This window comes from Stenotrophomonas sp. 21LCFQ19 (assembly GCF_056861425.1).
The window spans coordinates 163,887-186,651 of the sequence record NZ_JBSPUF010000003.1 but is presented as its reverse complement, the minus strand read 5'-3'; the positions used below and the strand labels follow the sequence as shown (position 1 = coordinate 186,651).

Sequence of the window (22,765 nt, the reverse complement as noted above, 5' to 3'; positions counted from 1 at the left end):
ACTACCCTTGGTCTCCAGCTGGATCCTGCTCCTGGTCTCACTCTGCTATGCCGCGCTGCTGTTCGGGGTGGCGTGGTGGGGTGATCGTCGCCCGCTGTATCCGGACCGCCCGTGGCTGCGGCCGGTGGTCTACAGCCTTGCGCTGGCGGTCTATTGCTCGTCCTGGACCTTCTACGGTGCGGTCGGCTCGGCGGTGCGCTATGGCATCGGCTACCTGCCTATTTATCTTGGCCCGCTGCTGATGCTGATGTTCGGCTGGCGGATCATCGAACGGCTGGCGCTGATCGCTCGCAGCGAGAACGTGGTCTCCATCGCCGACTTCATTTCCTCGCGCTTTGGACGCTCGCGGCGGTTGGCGGCGTTGGTTGCTTTGATCGCGCTGATCGGCGTGGTGCCGTACCTGGCCTTGCAGTACAAGGCCGTGGCGATGAGCCTGCAGGTGCTGACCGGGGATGCCGCCGGCAAGGGTTTCTTGACCGATCCGGCGCTGTATGTCGCGCTGCTGATGGCCTTGTTCGCCATCCTGTTCGGCACCCGCCAGGTCGATGCCACCGAGCACCATTACGGCATGATGCTGGCCATCGCCGTCGAATCGCTGATCAAGCTGCTGGCCATGGTCGCGATCGGCGTCTTCGCCTATGTGTGGCTGACCGACCGCGGCGAGTCGGTGGTGCAGTCGGCACGCACCTTGTTTGAAGGCATGCCGCCGGTGGGCTTCGTCTCGCAGACGCTGCTCAGTTTCCTGGCCCTGATCTGCCTGCCCCGGCAGTTCCACGTTGCGGTGGTGGAGTGCGGCAACGCCGGCGATGTGCGCAGCGCACGCTGGATGTTCGGCGCTTACCTGGTGCTGATTTCCTTGATGATCGTGCCAATCGCCACGGCCGGCGCGGCGATGTTCGGCACTGGCCTGGCCTCGGACGACACCCTGGTACTGGCCTTGCCGATGCTTGCCGGCAATACAACGCTCGCTTTGATTGCTTACATCGGTGGCTTCTCCGCGGCCACCGGCATGGTCATCGTGTCCTCGATCGCGCTGGCGACGATGATCAGCAACGATCTCGTCATGCCGCTGCTGCTGCGTCGCAGTGGCGACCACCGCGAGGCCGCCAATGTCGCCTCGCGCGTGCTGTGGATCCGGCGCATGGCGATCGTGCTGCTGGCGCTGGTCGCGTATGGCTATTACCGCGGCAGCAACGACGACACCATGCTGGCCGCCTATGGATTGATGGCCTTCGCCGCGGTCGCGCAGTTCGCACCGGGCCTGCTAGGTGGCCTGTACTGGCGTGGCGCCAGCCGCCGCGGCGTAGAAACCGGCATGCTGGTCGGCTTTGTGGTCTGGGCCTACACCTTGCTGGTGCCGGCGCTGAGCCATGGCGGCTGGCTGGATGCGAGCCTGCTCACGCAGGGACCGTTCGGCATCGACTGGTTGCGGCCACAGCAGTTGTTCGGCCTGACCGGCTGGGACCCGCTGACCCATGGCACCTTCTGGTCGCTGCTGATCAACACCGTGACCATGTTGCTGGTGTCGATGCGCTGGCGCCCGGATGTCGCCGAGCGCCTGCGCGCGGCACCCTTCCTGGATCCTTATGCCAAGCGGCCAGTGGTGGCCGGTGACTGGCCGGCGCACGTCAAGGTCCGCGATCTGCTGGCCTTGGCTACGCGCGTCATCGGTGACAACCGTGCGCGGCGCTCGTTCGGCGAACAGGCGCAGTTGCTGGAGCGCGAATTCCAACCCGCCGCTGCCGCCGACCGTGTCTGGGTGCAGTTCACCGAGCGCCTGCTCGCCGCATCCATCGGTGCGGCGTCCGCGCGCCTGCTGCTGACCAGCCTGCTGCGCGGCTCGGGCATGGATCTTGGTGAAGTGGTGGCGGTGCTGGATGAGGCGGGGCAGGAGCTGCGCTTCAACCGCGAAATTCTCTCCACCACGCTGGAGAACATCAGCGCAGGCGTCAGTGTGGTTGATCCGGAAATGCGCTTGACCGCATGGAACCGGCGCTACCAGCAGATGTTTGGTTACCCGGACGGCATGCTTTACGTCGGCCGCCCGGTCGCCGACCTGATCCGCTACAACGCCGAGCGCGGCGAGCTGGGTTCGGGTGACACCGAAGTGCAGATCAATCGCCGTATCGGCTATATGCGTGCTGGCTCACCGCACGTGTTCGAACGCACCGGCGCCGATGGCAAGGTGATCGAGCTGCGTGGCCAGGCCTTGCCCGGTGGCGGCTATGTCACCAGCTACAACGACATCACGGATTTCAAGAATGCCGAGCAGGCGTTGCTGGAAGCCAACGAAACCCTGGAGCAGCGCGTAGCCGAGCGTTCGCAGGCAGCCGAGACAGCGCAGCAATCCAAGACGCGCTTCCTCGCCGCGATCAGTCATGACGTGTTGCAGCCACTGAATGCAGCGCGGCTTTTTGCGTCCGCCCTGCGCGACAGCCTGCACGAGACCGACGAGCAGCGGCATCTGGCCGAGCGTGTGGATGCTTCCCTGCGCGCGGCCGAGGAGTTGCTGGATGGCCTGTTGGACGTGTCGCGATTGGATGCGGGCGGGCTGCGCCCGACCATCAGCGAGTTCGATGCCAGCGTGTTGGTACGCGAGCTCGCTGCACAGTACACGCCGGTAGCGGCAGGGCGAGGCCTGCGCCTGCATGTGTTTGCACGCACTGCCTGGGTGCGCAGTGATCGACGCCTGCTGCGTCGCGTGCTGCAGAACTTCATGGCCAACGCACTGCGTTACACGCGTAGCGGTCGCATCGTGCTGGCGCTGCGCGTGCGTGGCGACGAGGTTGAACTGCAGGTATGGGATACCGGCCCGGGCATTCCCGAGCATCACATGCAGCAGATCTTCAATGAGTTCCATCGCTACCAGCAGCCGTTCGACTGGGGCGAGCAGGGTCTGGGCCTGGGCTTGTCGATCTGCCAACGCATCTCGCGCCTGCTTGATCACGGTTTGAACGCGCGCAGCCAACCCGGCCACGGCAGCATGTTCTCGATCACCCTGCCGCGGGTGGAAACACCGGCAGTACCGCTGCCGGCGCCACGTCAGCCGACCGCTTTTGGTGGTGATGACTCGCTGGCCGGCCTGCGCGTGCTGTGCGTGGACAACGACCAGGAAATCCTCGACGGCATGCGCGCCTTGCTCGGCCGCTGGAAGGTGGAGGTCATCGCCGCCAGCACGGTGGACATGGCGCTGGAGAAACTGAGCGAACAGCCCGATGTGATGCTGGTGGACTACCACTTGCACGATCGGCTCGATGGCCTGGACACCCTGCTCGCCCTGCGCGAAGCCGCGCGCCGTCCTTTGCCCGGCGCATTGCTGACCGCCGATGGCCGCGATGAGTTGAAGCGCATGGCCCGCGAACGCGGCTACCGCGTGTTGACCAAGCCGGTGAAGCCGGCCTCGCTGCGTGCGTTCCTGACCGCATTGAACGACCCGCGCCGACGCTAGCAGCCAGCACTGTAGTGCCGAGCCATGCTCGGCAAGGAGCTTTACCAGCGAAAAGCCAACCGCTCCCCAACCCGCCCGGCCCGAAGGCGCAGCCTTCGGTCGTTCATCAGGCCGCGCGCCAGTGGCGCGCAAGCAGGCCTTCTTCACCCCCTTTCGCTACGCGAAAGGGAGGGAGCAACCGCGGTAGTGCCGAGCCATGCTCGGCAGAAGCTCTACCGGCAATGCCCCAGCGCAGCATGGCTGCGCTCTACAGGTGGTGCGCTGGCTTCGCTGCTCATGCCGCTCCCACAGCTGCAGCCGCAGCCGTCAGATGCTCGTACAGGATCGCGCAGCCGATGATGATCAGGATCACGCCGCCAACGATTTCTGCACGCTTGCCAACCACGGCACCCAGGGCGCGGCCCAGCATGATGCCGATGGTCACCATGATCATCGTGCACAGGCCGATCACCAGCGCGACCACGCCGATATGCACGTCAAGGAAGGCCAGGCCGACGCCAATCGCCATCGCATCGATGCTGGTGGCGAAGCCGGTCACGGCAAGCGTCCAGAAACTCTTGTGCTGCTCGCCTGCGTCGTCATCACCGTCGCCTTCGGTTTCATCACCAGGCTTCAGGCCGGCGATGATCATGTGCGCGCCGAGTACCCCGAGCAGGCCGAACGCGATCCAGTGATCGAAGGCCTGCACGTACTGCGAGGCGGCGCGGCCGAGCAACCAGCCGATGATCGGCGTGATTGCCTCGATGACGCCGAAGATCAAGCCTGCGCGCAGTGCATCAATCAGGCGCGGCTTGCGCATGGCTGCGCCCTTGCCGACCGCCGCGGCGAAGGCGTCGGTGGACATGGCGAAACCGATCAGAACAATGGAAATGGGAGACATCTGGACTACCGGGTCGGGCGGACGCAAACGGCATGCGTCGCGCCCAACCGTAGTTGCGCACGCATGCCGCTGGTCTCGCCAACCGGGTCTGGCTGCCCACACCACGGCGCACTGGCCGAGTGTGTTGATGTGGGCGCTTCCAATGCTGGAAGCAGGCTACTCCCCAAGGGAGCGCGGATTCTAGCATGGGCTCCGAATCTGAACGGACAGCCCCGGGATGCCGGCCTGACTGCGGAACTGAAATATCACTGTCATGGATACGTGGCCTGATACGCGCGCACGGCTGACGCAGCGCGGTAATTCCCTGCAAATCAGCACTCAAGAAACCTGATATGCGGCCGATTTCGAGGCATCTCTACGCCCGGAGTGCGGCATGAAGTTCCCCTTTGGTATCGCCCAGAAACTGCGTCTGAGCCTGCTGGCGCTGGTGGTCGGCCTGCTCGTCATCGGCTCGGCCTATGCCTGGCTCAGTGTTGGCATGCGCGGTGCCGACCAGCGGCTGCAGAGTTACCAGCAGGATGCGGCGCAGCTGGAGGCACTGGTGGCTGCGTTTGCCGAGGCGCGCCGCGCCCAGGCCGAGTATGCCATGTCGTTCTCGGCCGCCGCCGGGCAGGCGTTTGTGGCCGCCAATGGCCGCCTGCAGGCGCTGTTGGCCACGGACAGGACGGGCGCGGCTTGGGAGCAGGCATTGCGCGCGCCGCTGCTTGAATATGTCCAGTCCGGTCAGGCACTGGATCAGCGCATCACCGAACTTGGCCACGATGCCGACAGCGGCATGCAGGGCCAGCTGCGCAATGCCGTGCACGAAGTGGAGAACCTGATCGGCGAACATCCCGATGCGGCGTTGCAGGTGTCGATGCTGACCATGCGCCGCTACGAGAAGGACTTCATCCTGCGCCGTGAGCAGAAGTACGCGGATGAACTGAGTGCGCAGGTGATGCCCTTCGAGCTGCTGCTGCAGGCGGCGCGCATGCCGGACGGCAGCAAGCAGCAGGTGCGCGATGCGATGCAGCGCTACCAGGAGGCATTCCTGTCCTATGCAGCGGCGCGCTACGGGGCCGACAGCGAGACCCAGGCGATGGACGACCTTGCCGCCAAGGCCTTGCCGGTGCTGACCCGCTTGCAGCAGGCACAGCGCGCCAGCCTGGCCAAGCAACGCGACGAACAGGCCGCAGCGCGACGTTGGATGGATGCCGCCTTCGCTGCCACCGTTTTGGTGGTGGGCTTGTTGTTGGTCAGTCTGCTGCTGTTGCTGTTGCGAGCGGTGGAACGGCCGCTGGCCGACGCAGCGGCGTTCGCCCGCGCCATTGCCGACGATGATCTGGACGGCCAGTTGGTGGTGCGCAACGCGCATGACGAGATTGGTCGGTTGGCGGCGGCGCTGATGCAGATGCAGTCCAGCCTGCGCGAGCGCATTGCCGGCGAACGCCTGGCGGCGGGCGCCAACCAGCGGGTACGGCAGGCATTGGACGTGGCCAGCGCTGCGGTGCTGGTGACCGATGCCGCAGGCCGCGTGGTCTATGCCAATCCGGCGTTGCAGCAGGCCTTCGCCCAGGCCGGGATCGAAGGGGCGGCCGAGGTGGACAGCGAGGCGGCCGAACTCGGGCCGGCAGTTGCCGCACTCATGCGGGCCGCCTTCGAGCAGAGCGTGGCAATGGACGCGGAGGTGGAGCTGGGCAACAGCGGCTTCCTGCTGCGGGCCAGCCCGGTGCTGGAAGCTGATCGGGTACTTGGCCTGGTGATGGAATGGCAGGACCGGCGGCTTGAGCGGGTGATCGTCAACGAAGTGGCCGCGGTGGTCGCGGCGGCGACCGCCGGTGACCTGCAGGGACGCATCGTGCTGGCCGACAAGCAGGGCTTCGTGCTGCAGCTGGGCGAGCGCATCAACTCCCTGCTGGACAGCGTGCAGGCGCAGGTGGGGGATGCGACGCGGGTGATCGGCCACTTCGCCCACGGTGACCTGAGTGCGCGCATGCGCGGCGACGGCCAGGGCATCTACGCACGCCTGCGGCAAGGGCTGGAGGAGGCCATGCAGCAGGTTGGCGGCATCGTCGCCCGCATACAGCAATCGGCGGGCAGCGTGCAGTCGGCGGTGGGCGACATGGCCAGTGGAACCGCCGATCTGTCCGGGCGCGTGGAACAGCAGGTGGGTGACGTGCAGGAGGCGTTGCAGCGGGTGCGCTCGGTGGCCGGTGAGGCGCGCGAGAATGCCGGCAGTGCGCGCGAGAGTGCGCTGGTGTCGGCGCAGGCCAGCGATGCGGCCGAACGCGGGCGCCAGGCCACGGCGGCCGCGATCACTGGCATGGACCAGCTGCGGGCGTCCTCACGGCACATCCGCGAGATCGTTGCCACTGTCGACAGCCTGTCGTTCCAGACCAATCTGCTGGCACTGAACGCTGCGGTCGAGGCCGCGCGGGCCGGCAGCCACGGACGTGGCTTCGCGGTGGTGGCCAACGAGGTGCGCCAGCTGGCGCAGCGCTCGGCGGAGGCGTCCAAGCAGATCCGCGGCTTGATCGACGCATCGCTGCGGCAGGTGGAGGAAGGCGCGCGGCTGGCTGACAGCAGCGGTGCGGCGATGCAGGACATTGGTGGTCGGGTGGCGCAGGTGGCCAGCGCGCTGGAACGGATCGATGCAGGCTCGGCGCGGCAGGTCAGCGCGGTGGATGATGTGGAGCGCCTGCTGCGGCGTATCGGTGAAGGCACCCGCCAGAGTGGCGAGGTCGCACGCGCCTCATCGCAGGCGGCGCAGGCAATGCGCGAGCAGACGCAGGAGCTGGCCGCAGCGGCGGAAGTGTTCGTGGTCGATGCGGCGACGGCAGCGGAGCCGGTGCTGCAGCGCTCGGCATGAGCTGCAGCTCCCCCCCTTGCGCAACGCGCAGGGGAAGGTTGGGGAGAGGGCTGTTCGCAGGCAAGCCCGACAACACGCAGAAGCAACAGCCAAAGCCACCCCCTCCCAACCTCCCCCTTGGCTGCGCCAAAGGGGAGGGGCCAGGCTCCCTCCCTTGCGCAACGCGCAGGGGAGGGCTGGGGAGGGGTGCTGTTCGCGGGCAAGCCAGACAACGCGTAGAAGCAACAACCAAAGCTACCCCCTCCCAACCTCCCCCTTGGCTGCGCCAAAGGGGAGGGGCTGGAGCTCCCTCGCTTGCGCAGCGCGCAGGGGAGGGTTGGGGAGGGGTGCTTTTAGCGGGCAAGCCAGACAACGCGCAGAAGCAACAGCCAAAGCCACCCCCTCCCAACCTCCCCCTTGGCTGCGCCAAAGGGGAGGGGCTGCAGCTCCCTCCCTTGCGCAACGCGCAGGGGAGGGTTGGGGAGGGGTGCTGTTCGCGGGCAAGCCAGACAACGCGTAGAAGCCACAACCAAAGTCACTCCCTCCCAACCTCCCCCTTGGCTGCGCCAAAGGGGAGGGGCTGGAGCTCCCTCGCTTGCGCAACGCGCAGGGGATGGCTGTGCAAGGGTGGTTTTCAGCGCTCAGCCGCAGGCAAGCGCCGGCAGCAACTCAATCTTCTTCCGGCGGCAGTACGATGGCGTCGTCGTCGATCGCCAGCTTGCCGGCCATCAGCACCGCCTGGGTGCGGTTGGTGACGCCGAGCTTGCGCAGGATGGCGGTGACGTGGGCCTTGATGGTGGCCTCGGAAACGCCCAGGTCATAGGCGATCTGCTTGTTCAGCCGGCCCACGCCGAGCATCTGCAGCACGCGGAACTGTTGCGGGGTCAGTTCGCGCAGGCGCTGGCCGACTTCGCGTTCTTCATTCGGGGTCGGCGGCACGTTGTGCGCCTCCGCCGGTGCCCAACGCTCGCCATCGAGGATGGTGCCCAGCGCATGGCCGATGGTGTCCGAATCGGCGGATTTTGGAATGAAGCCGAATGCGCCATGGTCCAGTGCGCGTCGCATCACGGTGGCTTCTTCGCGTGCGGAGACCACCACGATGGGCAGCTGCGGATGCAGCGAACGCAGGTGCACCAGCGCATTGAAGCCTTGTGCGCCGGGCATGTTGAGGTCCATCAGCACAAGGTCGGCATCGGGGTGTTGTTCGGCCAGTGCGTACAGTGCTTCGACGCTGTCGGCCTCCATCAGCTGCACGCCGGGGATGACGCGTTGCACCGCGCCCTTGAGGGCTTCGCGGAACAGCGGATGGTCATCGGCAATGAGGAGGGTAGGCATATGCGATCCAATGCTGAAGTAAGGGGCGTGACGCCCTTCCGGTGAAACAGGATACCGGCTGCGACGCTGATCCACGCCCTCCACATGGACCGACAGCCGGGGCACCGTGGTGCCCCGGGCAGTTACCGCTTAGCGAACCTTGCGCTCTTCCACCAGCGACGCCACCACCGACGGATCGGCCAGTGTGGAGGTATCGCCGAGCTGGTCCGGGGCGTTCTCGGCGATCTTGCGCAGGATGCGGCGCATGATCTTGCCCGAGCGGGTCTTGGGCAGGCCCGGTGCCCACTGCAGGTGATCCGGCGCCGCGATCGGGCCGATTTCCTTGCGCACCCAGGTGATCAGTTCCTTGAGCAGCTCGTCGGTCTGCGCTTCGCCGGCAATCAGGGTGACATAGGCATAGATGCCCTGGCCCTTGATGTCGTGCGGGAAGCCGACCACGGCCGCTTCGGCCACCTTCGGGTGCGAGACCAGCGCGCTTTCCACCTCGGCCGTGCCGATGCGGTGACCGGACACGTTCATCACGTCATCGACGCGACCGGTGATCCAGTAATAGCCGTCTTCATCGCGACGGCAACCGTCACCGGTGAAGTAGCTGCCCGGGTAGGTGCGGAAATAGGTGTCGATGAAACGCTGGTGGTCACCGTAGACGGTACGCATCTGGCCCGGCCAGGAATCGCGGATGATCAGGTTGCCTTCGGTGGCGCCTTCCAGCGGCTCGCCGTCGGCACTGACCAGCGCCGGCTGCACGCCGAAGAACGGCAGCGTTGCCGAGCCAGGCTTGAGGTCGGTTGCACCCGGCAGCGGCGAAATCAGGATGCCGCCGGTTTCGGTCTGCCACCAGGTATCCACGATCGGGCAGCGTGCATCGCCGACCACATCGTAATACCAGCGCCAGGCTTCCGGATTGATCGGCTCACCGACGCTGCCGAGCAGGCGCAGGCTCTTGCGTGAGGTGCGCTTCACCGGCTCCTCGCCATCGCGCATCAGCGCACGGATGGCGGTGGGCGCGGTGTAGAAGATGGTGACCTGGTGCTTGTCGATCACTTCCCAGAAGCGCGAGGTGTTCGGGTAGTTCGGCACGCCTTCGAACATCACCGAGGTGGCGCCGTTGGCCAGCGGGCCGTAGACGATGTAGCTGTGGCCGGTGACCCAGCCGACGTCGGCGGTGCACCAGTAGATGTCGTCCTCGCGCAGGTCGAACACCGCTTCATGGGTGTAGGCCGCGTACAGCAGGTAACCGCCGGTGGTGTGCAGCACGCCCTTGGGCTTGCCGGTGGAGCCGGAGGTATAGAGGATGAACAGTGGATCTTCGGCGTTCATGCGCTCGGGTTCGCACTCGGCGGATTGGGTGTCCACCACATCGTGGAACCAGCGGTCGCGCGGCGCCTGCATGTCGACCGCACCACCGGTGTGGCGTACGACCAGCACCGTTTCCACGGTATTGGTGCCGGGCAGCTTCAATGCGGCATCGACGTTGGCCTTCAACGGCACCTTCTTGCCACCACGCAGGCCTTCGTCGGCGGTGATGATCAGCTTGCTGGCGCAGTCGCCGACGCGGTCGGCGATGGAGTTGGCGGCAAAGCCACCGAACACCACCGAGTGGATCGCACCGACACGGGCGCAGGCCAGCATCGCCACCGCGGCATCGACGATCATCGGCAGGTAGATGGTGACGCGGTCACCCTTCTTGATGCCGAGGTTGCGCAGTGCATTGCCCAGGCGGCAGACGCGCTGGTGCAGTTCGCGGTAGGTGACCTTCTGCGCCGGGCTGTCCGGGCCATCGGCCTCGAACAGGATGGCGGTCTTGTCACCGCGCGTGGCCAGCTGCCGGTCAAGGCAGTTGACGCTGACGTTGAGTTCGCCGTCTTCGAACCACTTGATGCGGAAATCGTCGAGCTGGTAGCTGACGTTCTTGATCTTGGTCGGCTTCTTGTACCAGTCCAGACGTTCTGCAGCCTTGGCCCAGAACGCATCGGGGTTTTCGACCGATTCGCGGTACAGCTGCTGGTACGTGTTCTTGTCGATCCGTGCCTTCTCGGCGAACGCGGAATCAACGGGATATACATCAGTCATGGCAACCCTCACCTTTGCACTTGTAACCAATGAATGAGCCCTGTCGTGGGACAGGGCCGGGACACCCCAAGTGTGCCGCATCCACCCCACCTCGCGCTGCATCTTCTGTTAGACGATGGTCGAACAGACGTCTGCTTACGACTAATGGCGAATAGCCGGCCGCTGCCATCGCCGCGCACGCTGGCTCCGACCGTGCAACCGGCGCGGACCGTTCGCCAGCCTGGAGAGAGGCAGCCCCAATGAATCGAAACATCCTGAAAACGGCCCGCCGGCCACTTGCCGCTGCCCTGTTCGTCGCGCTGGTCGCGCCGGGCATGGCCTTCGCCGAGACCGCAAAAGAGAAGGCACTGGAAGCGCGCGTCGCTGATCTGGAGCGCCAAGTGCAGCTGCTGCTGTCCACCCAGCAGCAACAGCAGGGCGCGATTGCCCAGACCCAGAGTGAAGTGGTGCAGGTGCGCACTGCACAGGCCGAGCGTGCTGCTGCACCGGCGGTGCCGGCAGGCAAGCAGCCAATTCAGCTGACCAGCATCACCCCGGGCGCCGCGGCGGGCACCACCTTCAAGGTCGGTGGCTTCATCAAGGCCGATTTCCTCGCCACCCGTACCGGCGACGGCCAGCTGGCCGACGATGCCACCGGCCGCGCGCTGTATCTGCCGGGCCAGACGCCGGTGCATGGCGCCGGTGGTTCGGGCAAGGCCTCGGACGTGGACTACAACGCCCACGCCAAGTTCTCGCGCTTCAACCTGGGCGTGGACCATGTCGCCGAGAACGGCGACAAGGCCGGCGCGATGGTCGAGATGGATTTCTTCGGCAACTCGCTGGGCAACCAGACCGCGACCAACACCTACGGCGTCACCCTGCGCCACGCCTACATGTACTGGAACAAGTGGTTGGCCGGCCAGACCTGGTCCAACTTCATGGACGCGGCCTCGATTCCGGAAGCGGCTGACTTCGTTGGTCCCACCGATGGCGTGGTGTTCGTGCGCCAGGCGCAGATCCGTTACACCAATGGCGGCCTGAGTGTTGCCCTGGAAAACCCGGAAACCACCACGCTTACCGGCACCTTCAACCCGGTCACCAACAAGTGGAACGTGCCGGCGGTTGCCAACTCCGACCGTGGCTCGATGCCCGACCTGACCGTGCGTTACGGCTGGAAGGGCGACTGGGGCACCTTCGGCGTCGCCGGCCTGGTGCGTCAGCTCAAGCTCGACAACCAGACCACCGGTGCCGATGCCAGCAAGGTGGCCGGCGGCGTTACCCTCGGCGGCAAGTGGCTGATGGGTGATGCCGATACCCTGCATTACCAGCTGACCGGTGGCGAAGGCATTTCGCGCTACATCGGCCTGGGCATCACCGCCGACAGCGGCTATGACGCGATCCGCGACGAGATCGATCCGACCGGCGTGGTTGCCGGCTATGTCGGCTGGCGCCATGCCTTCAGCCCGAAGCTGCGCACCAACCTGATCTACGCACGCAGCGACTACGACAACAACGCGTCCATCACCGGTGACCTGGTCACCAAGAGCGTGCAGTCGATCCGCGGCAACATCTTCTACACGCCGATGCCCAAGGTCGATGTCGGTGCCGAGTTGATGTACGGCGTGCGCGAGATCGAGAACGGCAAGAAGGGCGATATCAGCCGCCTGCAGTTCACCACCAAGTACAGCTTCTGACCCATCCGGTGCCGGCGGTGCAGTGCCGCCGGTACCGCGCCTGAAAATGTAGTACGCCTCATCTCCCTACCCCCACGGGGAGCACTCATGTGACCGTCAAGGCATCTCCGCATGCCATGGCGTTCGTATTCCCAACGCCTGGAGAATTCCGATGAATGCTTCCGTCGATCCCCGTGTAGAGCGGATCGCCTCCAACCCGAAATACCAACGGTTGCGCAGCTCGCGCAACAAGCTGGGTTGGTTCCTGACCATCCTGATGCTGCTGGGGTATTACGGCTATATCGGCCTGATTGCCTTCGACAAGGCCTTCCTGGCCACGCCGATAGGTGCCGGCAAGATCACCACGGTCGGCATTCCGATCGCCTTGGGCTTGATGGTGTTCACCATCGTCATCACTGGCTTCTACGTGCGTCGTGCCAACAAGGAATTCGACAAGTTGACCGAAGAGATCGTGGAGGAAGCACAATGAACCACTCCGTCCTCCGATCGGGCGCGTTGCTCGGTCTGCTGATCGCCAGCGGTGCGGCCATGGCTGCCGGTGGCGATATCGGCCAGACCGTGCGCCAGCCGACCAACTGGACCGCGATCATCATGTTCGCGACCTTCGTGGTGTTCACGCTTGGCATCACCAAGTGGGCCGCAGGCCGCACCAAGTCGGCGTCCGACTTCTACACCGCCGGTGGCGGCATCACCGGTTTCCAGAACGGCCTGGCCATCGCTGGTGACTACATGTCGGCGGCGTCCTTCCTCGGCATCACCGCTGCGGTGATGACCAATGGTTACGACGGCCTGATCTACGCATTGGGCTTCCTCGTCGGTTGGCCGATCCTGACCTTCCTGATGGCAGAACGCCTGCGCAACCTCGGCCGCTTCACCTTTGCCGACGTCGCCGGCTACCGTTTCCAGGCCAAGCCCATCCGCATGTTCGCGGCATCGGGCACGCTGGTCGTGGTGCTGTTCTACCTGATTGCACAGATGGTCGGCGCCGGTGCGTTGATCAAGCTGCTGTTCGGCCTGGACTACTGGATCGCAGTGGCGCTGGTCGGCGTGCTGATGATGGTCTACGTGTTGTTCGGCGGCATGACTGCCACCACCTGGGTGCAGATCATCAAGGCCTGCCTGCTGCTGTCCGGCGTGACCTTCATGGCCGTGATGGTGATGTGGCACTTCAACTTCAGCTTCGAGGCATTGTTCACCGAAGCGGTGCGGGTCAAGACCCAGATCGCAGCCAACGGCGGCAAGAGTGCGGAGGAAGCGGCCAGTACCGGCCTGGCGATAATGGGGCCTGGTGGCTTCGTCAAGGATCCGATCTCGGCAATCTCGTTCGGCATGGCACTGATGTTCGGTACTGCCGGCCTGCCGCACATCCTGATGCGCTTCTTCACCGTTCCCGATGCAAAGCAGGCACGCAAGTCGGTGCTATGGGCAACCACCTGGATCGGCTACTTCTACATCCTGATCTTCATCATCGGCTTCGGTGCGATCGCACTGGTGCTGACCAACCCGGAGTATGCGGACCCGGTCACCGGCACCATCCAGGGCGGCCCGAACATGGCAGCCGTGCTGGTCGGCAAGGCCGTCGGCGGCAATATGTTCATGGGCTTCATCTCGGCCGTTGCGTTCGCCACCATCCTGGCCGTGGTCGCAGGCCTGACGCTGTCCGGTGCATCGGCGGTGTCGCATGACCTGTATGCCACCGTGTTCAAGAAGGGCAACCCGGCACCGGGCTCGGAGCTGCGTGTCTCGCGCGTCACCACCTTGGCATTGGGCGTGATCGCAGTGCTGCTGGGTATCGTGTTCGAGAAGCAGAACGTGGCCTTCATGGTGTCGCTGGCCTTCGCCATCGCCGCTTCGGCCAACTTCCCGGTGCTGATCCTGTCGCTGCTGTGGAAGGACTGCACCACCCGCGGTGCGGTGATTGGTGGTTCGTTGGGCCTGGCCTCGTCGCTGATCCTGACCTTGCTGTCGCCATCGGTATGGGTGGACACGCTGGGCAATGCGGCCGGCAGCGCGCCGTTCCCGTACACCAGCCCGGCGCTGTTCTCGATGACGATTGCCTTCGTCAGCATCTGGTTCTTCTCGATCACCGACAAGAGCAAGAACGCCCAGGCCGAGCGTGCCGCCTACCCGGCACAGGAAGTCCGTGCCGAGACCGGTATTGGTGCGAGCAAGGCTTCTTCGCACTGATTGCTTGAGCAATGCGTAGTGCAAGGGCCGCCTCCGCAAGGGGGCGGCCTTTTTTGTGCGCGGAGAGCACCCCTCCCCAGCCCTCCCCTTGCCTACGGCAAAGAGAGGGGGCAAAAACGGCATGCACGGGGGGCTGACAGGTCACGCGTTCTGCTCCCTCCCTTGCGCAACGCGCAGGGGAGGGTTGGGGAGGGGTAGCTCCACCGCCTTCGCTCGCGACTTTGCGCAGCACATCACGCCCGCCCCGCACACAAGCCTTCACTCCTCAACGCACACAGGTTTACAGTGGCCGCTGATCTTGGGGAGGCACCATGGATCCACAGACCGATGGTTCAAACACGTTGCAGCAGCGGCTGACGCAGCTGCGTGGCGCCTGGCAGCTGCACAAGCCGGAGTACGCGCAGCGCCGCGATGACCTGCGCCGCCTGCGCGCCGCATTCAAGACGCGCATTCCGGAAATGACCGAAGCGATTGCTGCCGACTTCGGACATCGCTCCAAACACGAATCGGTGATCGCCGACGGCATGACCGTCACTGGCGAGATCGATCACCTGCTCTCGCACCTGCGTGGCTGGATGAAGCCGGAGCGGATTGGCGTGGGCTGGCGCTTCTGGCCGGCGCGGGCGCAGGTGCGACCGGTGCCGGTGGGCGTGGTCGGGGTGATCTCGCCGTGGAACTACCCGGTCAATCTGGCGCTGGTGCCATTGGCAACGGCGATTGCTGCTGGTAACCACGTGATGCTCAAGCCGTCCGAGCACACACCGAACAGCTCAGCGTTCCTGCAGTCTTTGTTGGCCGAGGTATTTCCCGCTGATCGGGTGGCGGTGGTGCAGGGCGATGCCAGCGTGGCCTCTGCGTTCTCGGGCCTGCCGTTCGACCATCTGGTATTCACCGGCTCCACCGCGATTGGCCGCAAGGTGATGGCGGCCGCCGCGCAGCATTTGACGCCGCTGACGCTGGAGCTTGGCGGTAAATCACCAGCGCTGGTGGCAGCGGACTATCCGGTGGAAGGCGCAGCAGCACGCTTGGCCACCGGCAAGTGGTTCAATGCCGGCCAGACCTGCATCGCACCGGATTATGTGTTGATCGACGAAGCACGGGTTGATGCCTTGGTTGCCGCGCTGCGTGCGCAGGTGCGGCTGCGTTACGGCGACTTCAGTGATGCTGCCGATTACAGCCGCATCATCAACGAGGGCCAGTACCAGCGTCTGCAGGGCTATGTGGATGACGCGCGCGCGCGTGGCCTGCAGGTATTGCCGCTGGCTGATATCGATGCCGAACGCTCGCGCCGCGAGCGGCTGTTCCCACCGACCTTGATCCTGCAACCGGGCGATGACGCGACGGTGATGCAGGATGAAATCTTCGGGCCGATCCTGCCGATCCGCAGCTATCGTTCACTGGACGAGGCCATCGCCACCATCAATGGCCGCGACCGGCCCTTGGCCCTGTATCCCTTCAGCCATGACAAGGCGACGGTGGAGAAGATCGTCGGCCAGACCATTGCCGGCGGTGTCACCGTCAACGACACCTTGCTGCATTTCGCGATCAACGGATTGCCGTTTGGTGGCGTTGGTGCAAGCGGCATGGGCGCGTACCACGGCAAGGCCGGCTTCGATGCGATGAGCAAGCGCTTGCCGGTGTTGTGGCAGACCCGCCGGGCCGGCAGTGACCTGCTGCGGCCGCCGTACACACGGGTAGCGCGTTTCATCGAGATGATTTCGCGCTGAGGTAGAAAAGCCGCAACCAGGCACAGGGGGCCGGCTGCGGTGACCCCGGCACGAGGGAGAGGGAGCCGGGTGTCGAAAAGCTGTTGAAAGCCCCTCTCCCTGCGGGAGAGGGGTTGGGGTGAGGGTAGGGGGCGAAGCCGCCTGGAGCCAATTATCTCCAGGCTTCGCTCTTACCCTCATCCGCCCTTCGGGCACCTTCTCCCGGCGGGAGAAGGGAGTAATCGGGCATTGCTTTGGCTGTCAGCCGCCCAACTCATCCGCAATCCGCTGACGCAAAGTCTGCAGATCCTTCGCAAACGCCTCAATACCGGTAGCTAGCTTCTCGGTGGCCATCGGATCGGCCGCCATATCCGCATCGAACTTCGCTTCATCGATCGCAGCGACGTTCACCGCTTCGGCAGCACCGGCCACCAGCTTGCGCGGCAGCTCGCCGAAGTCAGCATCCAGCTTCTCCAGCAGGTCCGGCGAGATCGTCAGGCGATCACAGCCAGCCAGCGCTTCGATCTGCGCAGTCGAACGGAACGACGCACCCATCACCACCGTGCTGGAACCGCGACGCTTGAACTCGGCGAACACACCGCGCACGAACACCACGCCCGGGTCTTCGTCGATGTTGGCCGGGGTCTGGCCGTTGGCCACGTACCAGTCGAGGATGCGGCCGACAAACGGCGAGATCAGGAACGAACCGGCTTCCGAGCAGGCCAGGGCCTGGGTCGGGTTGAAGATCAGGGTCAGGTTGCAGTCGATGCCTTCGGCCTGCAGCACACGTGCGGCTTCGACGCCGGCCCAGGTCGCGGCGATCTTGATCAGCACCTTGCTGCGCGGAACGCCGGCCGCTTCGTACATGGCGATGAACTCGCGCGCCTTGGCAATCGTGGCCTCGGTGTTGTGCGCCTGGTCGGCATCCACTTCGGTGGACACGCGGCCTGGCACCAGCTCGGCCAGCATGGTGCCGACGCCGACCGTCAGGCGATCGACCACGGCATTGGCGATGGCCTGCTTGTCACCGGATTGGGCACGGCCCCACTGCAGCTCGCGCTCGATCAGACCGGCATAGACCGGCAGGTCGAGGGCTTTCTTCACCAGCGTCGGGTTGGTGGTGCAGTCGACCGGACGCAGGCGCTTGATGGCATCGTAATCGCCGGTATCGGCGACGACGACGGACAGTTCGCGCAGCTGCGCGAGCTTGGATGCAGTGCTCATGAGGTGCTCCGGATCAGGCGGGGGTGTCGCCATCATCGACGGCGGCGATGACAGCGGCAGTGTCCTGGTCGAAGGTCGGCGCGGCGAATGGCTGCGGGCCGGGGGTGCGACCAAACACTATGGGGCGGGTGATGCCGCGGTAGCTGCCCAGCAAAGGGTGCTGCAGGGTGGTGATCATTTCTTCGGCCAGCACCTGCGGGTGCTCGAACATGTCCTCGACCTTGCGCGCGGCCGCGCACGGCACTTCTTCGCCGAACAGCGCTTCCCATTCCAGCGCACTGCGTGCAGCCAGTGCCGCATGCAGCTTGGCCAGCAGTTCGTCGGAATGCTCGGCGCGCTTGCGCACGGTGTCGTAGCGCGGATCGCTGCCCATTGCCGGCAGGCCGATCTTGTCGCACAACGCCTGCCAGAAGCGCGGCGTATTGGCCGAGATGTACAGATGGCCCTGCGCGGTCGGGTGGATGCCGGTGACACCGCCCGAACGCATGTCGCGGCCCACGCCTTCGGGCTCGCCTTCGGCCCAGATCATCCGTGCCGACTGCATGGTCAGCGCGCTGCGCAGCAGCGACACGCCCACGTACTGGCCTTCGCCACTGCGTTCGCGCTCGAACAATGCCGAAGACACACCGGCAGCCACCAGCGCAGCGGCGTAGTAGTCGACCACCGAGCCGTACAGGATTTCCGGCGCGCCACCGGGCTTGCCCTGCATCGCGCACATGCCGGTCATGGTCTGCAGCACCTGGTCGTAGCCGGCCTTGTCCTTGAGCGGACCGTCCTCGCCGTAACCGGTGACCGCGCAATACACCAGGCGCGGGTTGATCTTGTTCAGGCTGTCGAAATCGATGCCCAGGCGGGCCGGCACGCTGGGGCGGAAGTTGTGCACCAGCACGTCGGCCTCGCGCACCAGGCGCATCAGCACCGCACGCTGGTCGGCTTCCTTCAGGTCCAGCACCACGCCGCGCTTGGAGCGGTTCACGCCGAGGAAGGCGCGGCTCTCGGCCTCCAGCGTGGACGGGTATTTGCGCAGGTTGTCGCCAACCGGCGGTTCCACCTTGATCACTTCCGCGCCCTGGTCGGCCAGCAGGGTGCAGCCGTAAGGCCCGGCGATATAGGCGCTCAGGTCCAGCACGCGCACGCCGCTGAGCGGGCCACGGGCACCATCGCGCTGGGCGATGTCGAACGGAGATGGGTTGTTGCTTGCTGACATTGGCTGCACTCGAATCCTTGATTGCAGTTTCCTCCCGGTGGATGGGAAGAAACATATCGTGCGGGTATTTTCAGCGAGGACAAAAAGCAGGTATCGCGGTGTCATCGCCTTCAAAACCACCGCTGCCTTCACAGTTTCTGGTGACAGGCAGCGGTGACAGGCTTAGTGCGGGGCCAGTGACAGCCAGCTCAGGCGCCAGACGTCGTGTTCGCGGCCACCACAGCGGTAATAGGGCTCGAACACCAGCGGCGCGCGGCATTCCAGCTGCATCGTCACCGGCGCGCCTTCACCTTCGTCCTGGCCTACCTGCAGCCAGCGCGAGGGATCCCCTTCCGGCAGCTTCACCGTTTCATCGGTCTTGAAGCCATCGATCAGCGTGGTTGCATAGACCAGCGGGCCGTAGCTCAAGCCGACGTACTCCCAGCGCAGCACTTCCTGCGCTACCGGCGAGCCGTCCGGTGCACGCGATTCCTGCACGTTGATGTTGGCGGCGCGGTGCAGCTGCGGCTGCATCGGCAGCTTCACGCTGACCAGATCGCCGGCCTGCCACTGGCGCTGCAGCTGCACGTAACCATCCGTGCCAACCTGCACCGGCACGTTGATGCCATTGACCTGGATGCGGGCGTCCTCGGCCCAGGCTGGGATGCGCAGGCCGATGCCGAAGCTGGCACTGTGCTCGGGCGTCACCCGCAGGCTGATATCGCCATTGAATGGATAGCGGGTCTGCTGCTGCAGCACCACCTTGCCGGCTTCCGCGTGATGAAGCGTGGCTTCACCGGCGCCGTACAGGTTCACCCGCAGGCCACCATCGGCGGCAACGCCATAGGCAATCTGCGGCAGCTCTTCCACCGCCATCGCGCCGGAGGACTTGCAGCAGCGCCAGTACGTCGTGTGCACGCGCTTGCCGTTGGGGAAGGTGTAGTAACACCAGTCCTCACCGTTCGGCGCCATCGCCGCCAGCAGGTCGTTGTAGGCGGTGCGTTCCAGCTCGTCTGCGTAACGCGCGTGGCCGCTGATGGCCAGCAGCTCGCGGTTGAGCTGCATCCATGCCAGCACCGAGCAGGTTTCCACATAGGCCTGCGGGAAGAAGGTGCGCGGTGCGTTGAACACCTCGCGCGAGCGATGGGCGACGCCGCCCCACGGGCCGCCGCCCAGGGTCAGGTGCTGCTCGCGGATGTTGTTCCACAGGTTGTCGATGGCCAGCTTGTAATCGGCCTTGCCGGTGGCCTTGTACAGCTTGGCCAAGCCAACAAGATTCCACGACAGCTGGTAGGCCTTGCCGGTGGCGATGAAGGCGGCGTCTTCGTTGGCGATGCCCTTGTCGAGCAGGGCCAGGCGCGGATTGGCGTTGGCCTGCTGCAGGATCTTTTCGGCCAGCGCCAGATAGCGCGGCTCACCGGTGACCAGGTACAGGTCGGCGGCCGGGTCCAGCAGCACCGTCGCCGACATGCCGTGGTGGTTGCCCAGCGTGGTGATGTCGATGCCCGATTCCAGCGCCTGCCAGCACAGGTCGGCGATGCGCCGTGCGGCCTGCAGATAGCTGTCATCGCCCAGTGCGCGCCAGGTCTCAAGGAAACCGAGGATCAGGTAGCTGTGGGTCCAGATGTCCCAGGTGCGCAGCGCCGGTTCGCCGTTCCAGCTCTCGGGCTTGGGCGGCTGCGGCACGGTGAAGCGGCGGTCAGCGGCATAGTTGCCCAGATAGCCATCGTCGTCCTGCTGGCTGATCAGCCAATCGGCGACACGGCGCAGGTTGGCTTCCAGTTCGGGCTGGTCGCCCTGTGCGACTGCGCGGGCGGTGGCCGACAGCCACTTGCCGGCGTGTTCGCCGTACCAGTCGCCTTCCTGGTTCTGCTGCTTGTGTGCCTGGCCGAAGATGCTGATCGAGGGGCTGGCTTCATCAACGATGAAGTGGCTGAGGCGGCCGCTGCGGTTGGCGGCGAGCATCTGCCCGAACACACCGTCGAGCTTCACTGCTGCCGGTGTGATCAGCTGCTGGCCGCTGGTGATCGCCGCACTCATGCCGCGTCCACCACGCAGCGGAAGCCGAGCATGCCGCTGCGGTCCTTGGCCGGTGCCATCAGCAGGTACTTGCCGTGCTGGTCCAGGCGGTAGGCCTGCGGGAAATACCAATGCGAGGTCTGCGGCTGGTAGCTGGAGCCACCGCGCAGGATCGCCGCACGGGTGTGCTCGTCGCTGAACTCATCGGTCCACTGCCACACGTTGCCGACCAGGTCCTCGACACCGAACGGGCTTGCGCCCTGCGGATGCGCATCGACATCGGCCGGAGCCAGCAGGCGGCGGCCGCGGTTGACCTGCGGCACACGGCTCTGGTCCCAGTCATTGCCCCACGGATAGGTGCGGCCATCGCTGCCCTGCGCGGCGTACTGCCATTCCCATTCGTGCGGCAGACGCTTGCCGGCCCATGCGGCGTAGGCGCGTGCGTCTTCCAGCGACACCCAGATCACCGGCTTGTTGTCCCAGCCGGCGCGCGGTGCGCCATCGATCCAATGGGCGAGGAAGTTGATGTCATCGGCCGGGTGATAGCCGGTGGCATCGATGAAGGCCTTGAACTGCGCATTGGTGACCGGATGGCGATCGATATGGAACGCCTGCATCTGCATCAGCTTGCGATGGTGACGGCGCGGGCAGTCTTCCCACGGGAACTGCACGTCCTGGCCGGCCCAGTTGAAGCCTTCGATCTCGACACCGCCAACGGCGAACACGAACTCGCCAGCCGGGATGGTGACCATGCCCTGCGGCGCGGCAGCCTGCGCGGTGGTGGCGGGAATCTCGCGCAGCTGCTGCGGGATTGCCTTCCATGCGCCGGAGAAACTGTTCAGCGGCTGCTCGGCGCGCTTGGCAGCTTCGATCAGGAACGCATCCAGGCCTTCAACGGCAACGCCCGGCTGCACGCTCAGCACCGCACCAAAGCCGCGTGCTTCCATCGGCAGCTCGATGATGGCCAGGCCATCACGCACGGCCGGCGACAGTTCCACGCCGTGCCAGACATCGTAGTAACGGGTGCCGTCCACATGCGGCAGGCCGATCTGCTCACCATTGACTGCGTACTCGTTGCGGTTGATGAAGGTGTGCAGGCACTGGCCGTCGACCGGGAACTTGCTGGCGAAAGTGCCGCCCTGGTAGCAGACCTGGTAGGGCTCCCAGTCCATGGCCACGATCAGCGCCGGGAACTGGCGATAGATGGCGGCGATGCGGCGCAGGGTTTCACCATCACGCGCGGTGAACTGGTTCCAGATGCCCCAGATGTTTTCCCAGGCGTTGTAGCCGATGCCGTTGAAGAAGCAGTACTGCAGGTCGTGGTTGCGGTTGCGACCCCAGCGATTCTCGTAGTTGACCATGTGGCGCGGCTCCAGCCACTTCCACTTGGACACCGGCGGCACCGGGCCATCGGGTGCCTTCTTGCCCCAACTCTGCACGTTCCAGATCAGCTGCTCTTCCGAGCTGATGGTGGACTCGGGCTGCACCACCACCGGGTTGCCGTTGGCATCGCAGGCATCGAAGAATGCACGCGGCACGCCGTTGAAGGTGTCGCCGTTGATGCCGTCGGCACCGGTGGCCTTGATGATCTCGGCCAGCCCGTCCCAATGCGTCACGCCCGGGTCACGGGTGCCGTGGTCCCACGGCTTGGCCGGCAGGAACACGCGCACGCCGCGCTTCTGGAATGCCTTCACCGCGGCGGTCAAACCTTCCAGGCCGCCCGGCAGCGTGTGCGCCAGATCGAACTGGTTGCGGTCGTCGATGCCGATGTTCGGGTAGATGTACCAGATCAATACCGAGTCCAGGCCGCCGAAGCGTTCGATCAGATCGTCCAGGTACTTGTCGACGGTGTACTGCGCGGTTTCCACGTCGAAGAAATAGCGGTCCTCGACCATCATCTGCGCGTGCACGAAGTTGCGCTGCGCCCACTGCAGTTCCGGGCGACGGTAGTTCACGTCGGTATAGCCGATGCGCACCAGGTGTTCCTGGCGCCAGTCCTTCAGCTCGGTCAACCAGTCGGCGGCGCTGGCATTGGCATCGATCATCCAGCTGCCGATGTCGGCGAACGGCCACGCCGGTGCCTTGCCCGGCGTCGGCAGGTAGCGGCCGGTGGTGACGTGCGAGAACTTGTACTCGGTGTAGATCGCCTCACGCCCGTGATCGGGGGAATCGGTGTCGTAATCGGGGGCGGGGTAGGGGGAGGTCAT

The 22,765-nt window shown here is 65.2% G+C and carries 13 protein-coding genes and 1 riboswitch; of the genes, 6 read left to right on the top strand and 7 right to left on the bottom strand.

The annotated features are described in order from the left end of the window. Positions 1-7: 7 nt before the first annotated feature. Positions 8-3,448, top strand: coding sequence for a hybrid sensor histidine kinase/response regulator (locus AC13FW_RS04865; protein ID WP_482988380.1), 3,441 nt, complete (start codon positions 8-10; stop codon positions 3,446-3,448). 274 nt (positions 3,449-3,722) lie between these two features. On the opposite strand, the gene AC13FW_RS04860 is transcribed toward AC13FW_RS04865, so the two are convergent. Next, the gene (locus tag AC13FW_RS04860; RefSeq protein ID WP_482988379.1) at positions 3,723-4,328 is read right to left on the bottom strand and encodes a manganese efflux pump MntP; all 606 of its coding nucleotides are present in this window, start codon (positions 4,326-4,328) and stop codon (positions 3,723-3,725) included. Between the two features lie 10 nt (positions 4,329-4,338). Then, positions 4,339-4,500: riboswitch (yybP-ykoY riboswitch) on the bottom strand. 201 nt (positions 4,501-4,701) lie between these two features. Between AC13FW_RS04860 and AC13FW_RS04855 the strand changes: the two genes are divergently transcribed. Then, the gene (locus AC13FW_RS04855) at positions 4,702-7,176 is read left to right on the top strand and encodes a methyl-accepting chemotaxis protein (protein ID WP_482988378.1); all 2,475 of its coding nucleotides are present in this window, start codon (positions 4,702-4,704) and stop codon (positions 7,174-7,176) included. A 648-nt stretch (positions 7,177-7,824) separates the two neighbouring features. Here the strand turns inward: AC13FW_RS04855 and AC13FW_RS04850 are convergent. Beyond that, positions 7,825-8,490 (bottom strand): response regulator transcription factor, encoded by a 666-nt coding sequence (locus AC13FW_RS04850; protein WP_057629262.1) that lies wholly within the window; start codon positions 8,488-8,490, stop codon positions 7,825-7,827. Positions 8,491-8,619: 129 nt separating this feature from the next. After that, positions 8,620-10,563, bottom strand: a complete 1,944-nt coding sequence (acs, locus tag AC13FW_RS04845) for an acetate--CoA ligase (RefSeq protein WP_482988377.1) — start codon at positions 10,561-10,563, stop codon at positions 8,620-8,622. Between the two features lie 239 nt (positions 10,564-10,802). On the opposite strand from acs, the gene AC13FW_RS04840 reads away from it, so the two are divergent. The 4 genes from AC13FW_RS04840 (at position 10,803) to AC13FW_RS04825 (ending at position 16,150) form a co-directional block, all read left to right on the top strand. Further along, positions 10,803-12,236, top strand: coding sequence for a DcaP family trimeric outer membrane transporter (locus tag AC13FW_RS04840; protein WP_482988376.1), 1,434 nt, complete (start codon positions 10,803-10,805; stop codon positions 12,234-12,236). Between the two features lie 151 nt (positions 12,237-12,387). Then, positions 12,388-12,705 carry a DUF485 domain-containing protein gene (locus AC13FW_RS04835; protein WP_282267496.1) on the top strand — a complete coding sequence of 106 codons (318 nt, stop codon included), beginning with the start codon at positions 12,388-12,390 and terminating at the stop codon, positions 12,703-12,705. Next, complete coding sequence (locus AC13FW_RS04830; RefSeq protein WP_282267494.1) at positions 12,702-14,423, top strand: cation acetate symporter; 1,722 nt, start codon at positions 12,702-12,704, stop codon at positions 14,421-14,423. The genes AC13FW_RS04835 and AC13FW_RS04830 overlap by 4 nt, the downstream gene beginning before the upstream one ends. A gap of 311 nt (positions 14,424-14,734) precedes the next feature. Next, positions 14,735-16,150, top strand: coding sequence for a coniferyl aldehyde dehydrogenase (locus AC13FW_RS04825; protein WP_482988375.1), 1,416 nt, complete (start codon positions 14,735-14,737; stop codon positions 16,148-16,150). A 240-nt stretch (positions 16,151-16,390) separates the two neighbouring features. Here AC13FW_RS04825 and AC13FW_RS04820 read toward each other — a convergent pair whose 3' ends face one another. The 4 genes from AC13FW_RS04820 to AC13FW_RS04805 all read right to left on the bottom strand — a co-directional run bounded on the left by AC13FW_RS04820 (position 16,391) and on the right by AC13FW_RS04805 (position 22,765). After that, entirely contained in the window at positions 16,391-17,353 is a 963-nt protein-coding gene (locus tag AC13FW_RS04820) for a transaldolase (RefSeq protein WP_482988374.1), read from the bottom strand. A 13-nt stretch (positions 17,354-17,366) separates the two neighbouring features. Then, positions 17,367-18,560, bottom strand: coding sequence for a CaiB/BaiF CoA transferase family protein (locus AC13FW_RS04815; protein ID WP_282267488.1), 1,194 nt, complete (start codon positions 18,558-18,560; stop codon positions 17,367-17,369). Between the two features lie 162 nt (positions 18,561-18,722). Next, on the bottom strand, positions 18,723-20,579 hold the full coding sequence (locus tag AC13FW_RS04810) for a glycoside hydrolase family 127 protein (RefSeq protein WP_482988373.1): 1,857 nt from the start codon (positions 20,577-20,579) through the stop codon (positions 18,723-18,725). Then, positions 20,576-22,765, bottom strand: a complete 2,190-nt coding sequence (locus tag AC13FW_RS04805; protein WP_482988372.1) for a formylglycine-generating enzyme family protein — start codon at positions 22,763-22,765, stop codon at positions 20,576-20,578. Before AC13FW_RS04805 ends, AC13FW_RS04810 begins: the two co-directional genes overlap by 4 nt.

Excerpts from the sequence above, each read along its gene's own strand:
- AC13FW_RS04860 (WP_482988379.1), bottom strand. The coding sequence starts at position 4,328 with ATGTCTCCCATTTCCATTGTTCTGATCGGTTTCGCCATGTCCACCGAC.
- AC13FW_RS04855 (WP_482988378.1), top strand. The coding sequence starts at position 4,702 with ATGAAGTTCCCCTTTGGTATCGCCCAGAAACTGCGTCTGAGCCTGCTG.
- AC13FW_RS04850 (WP_057629262.1), bottom strand. The coding sequence starts at position 8,490 with ATGCCTACCCTCCTCATTGCCGATGACCATCCGCTGTTCCGCGAAGCC.
- acs (WP_482988377.1), bottom strand. The coding sequence starts at position 10,563 with ATGACTGATGTATATCCCGTTGATTCCGCGTTCGCCGAGAAGGCACGG.
- AC13FW_RS04840 (WP_482988376.1), top strand. The coding sequence starts at position 10,803 with ATGAATCGAAACATCCTGAAAACGGCCCGCCGGCCACTTGCCGCTGCC.
- AC13FW_RS04835 (WP_282267496.1), top strand. The coding sequence starts at position 12,388 with ATGAATGCTTCCGTCGATCCCCGTGTAGAGCGGATCGCCTCCAACCCG.
- AC13FW_RS04830 (WP_282267494.1), top strand. The coding sequence starts at position 12,702 with ATGAACCACTCCGTCCTCCGATCGGGCGCGTTGCTCGGTCTGCTGATC.
- AC13FW_RS04825 (WP_482988375.1), top strand. The coding sequence starts at position 14,735 with ATGGATCCACAGACCGATGGTTCAAACACGTTGCAGCAGCGGCTGACG.
- AC13FW_RS04820 (WP_482988374.1), bottom strand. The coding sequence starts at position 17,353 with ATGAGCACTGCATCCAAGCTCGCGCAGCTGCGCGAACTGTCCGTCGTC.
- AC13FW_RS04815 (WP_282267488.1), bottom strand. The coding sequence starts at position 18,560 with ATGTCAGCAAGCAACAACCCATCTCCGTTCGACATCGCCCAGCGCGAT.
- AC13FW_RS04810 (WP_482988373.1), bottom strand. The coding sequence starts at position 20,579 with ATGAGTGCGGCGATCACCAGCGGCCAGCAGCTGATCACACCGGCAGCA.
- AC13FW_RS04805 (WP_482988372.1), bottom strand. The coding sequence starts at position 22,765 with ATGACCTCCCCCTACCCCGCCCCCGATTACGACACCGATTCCCCCGAT.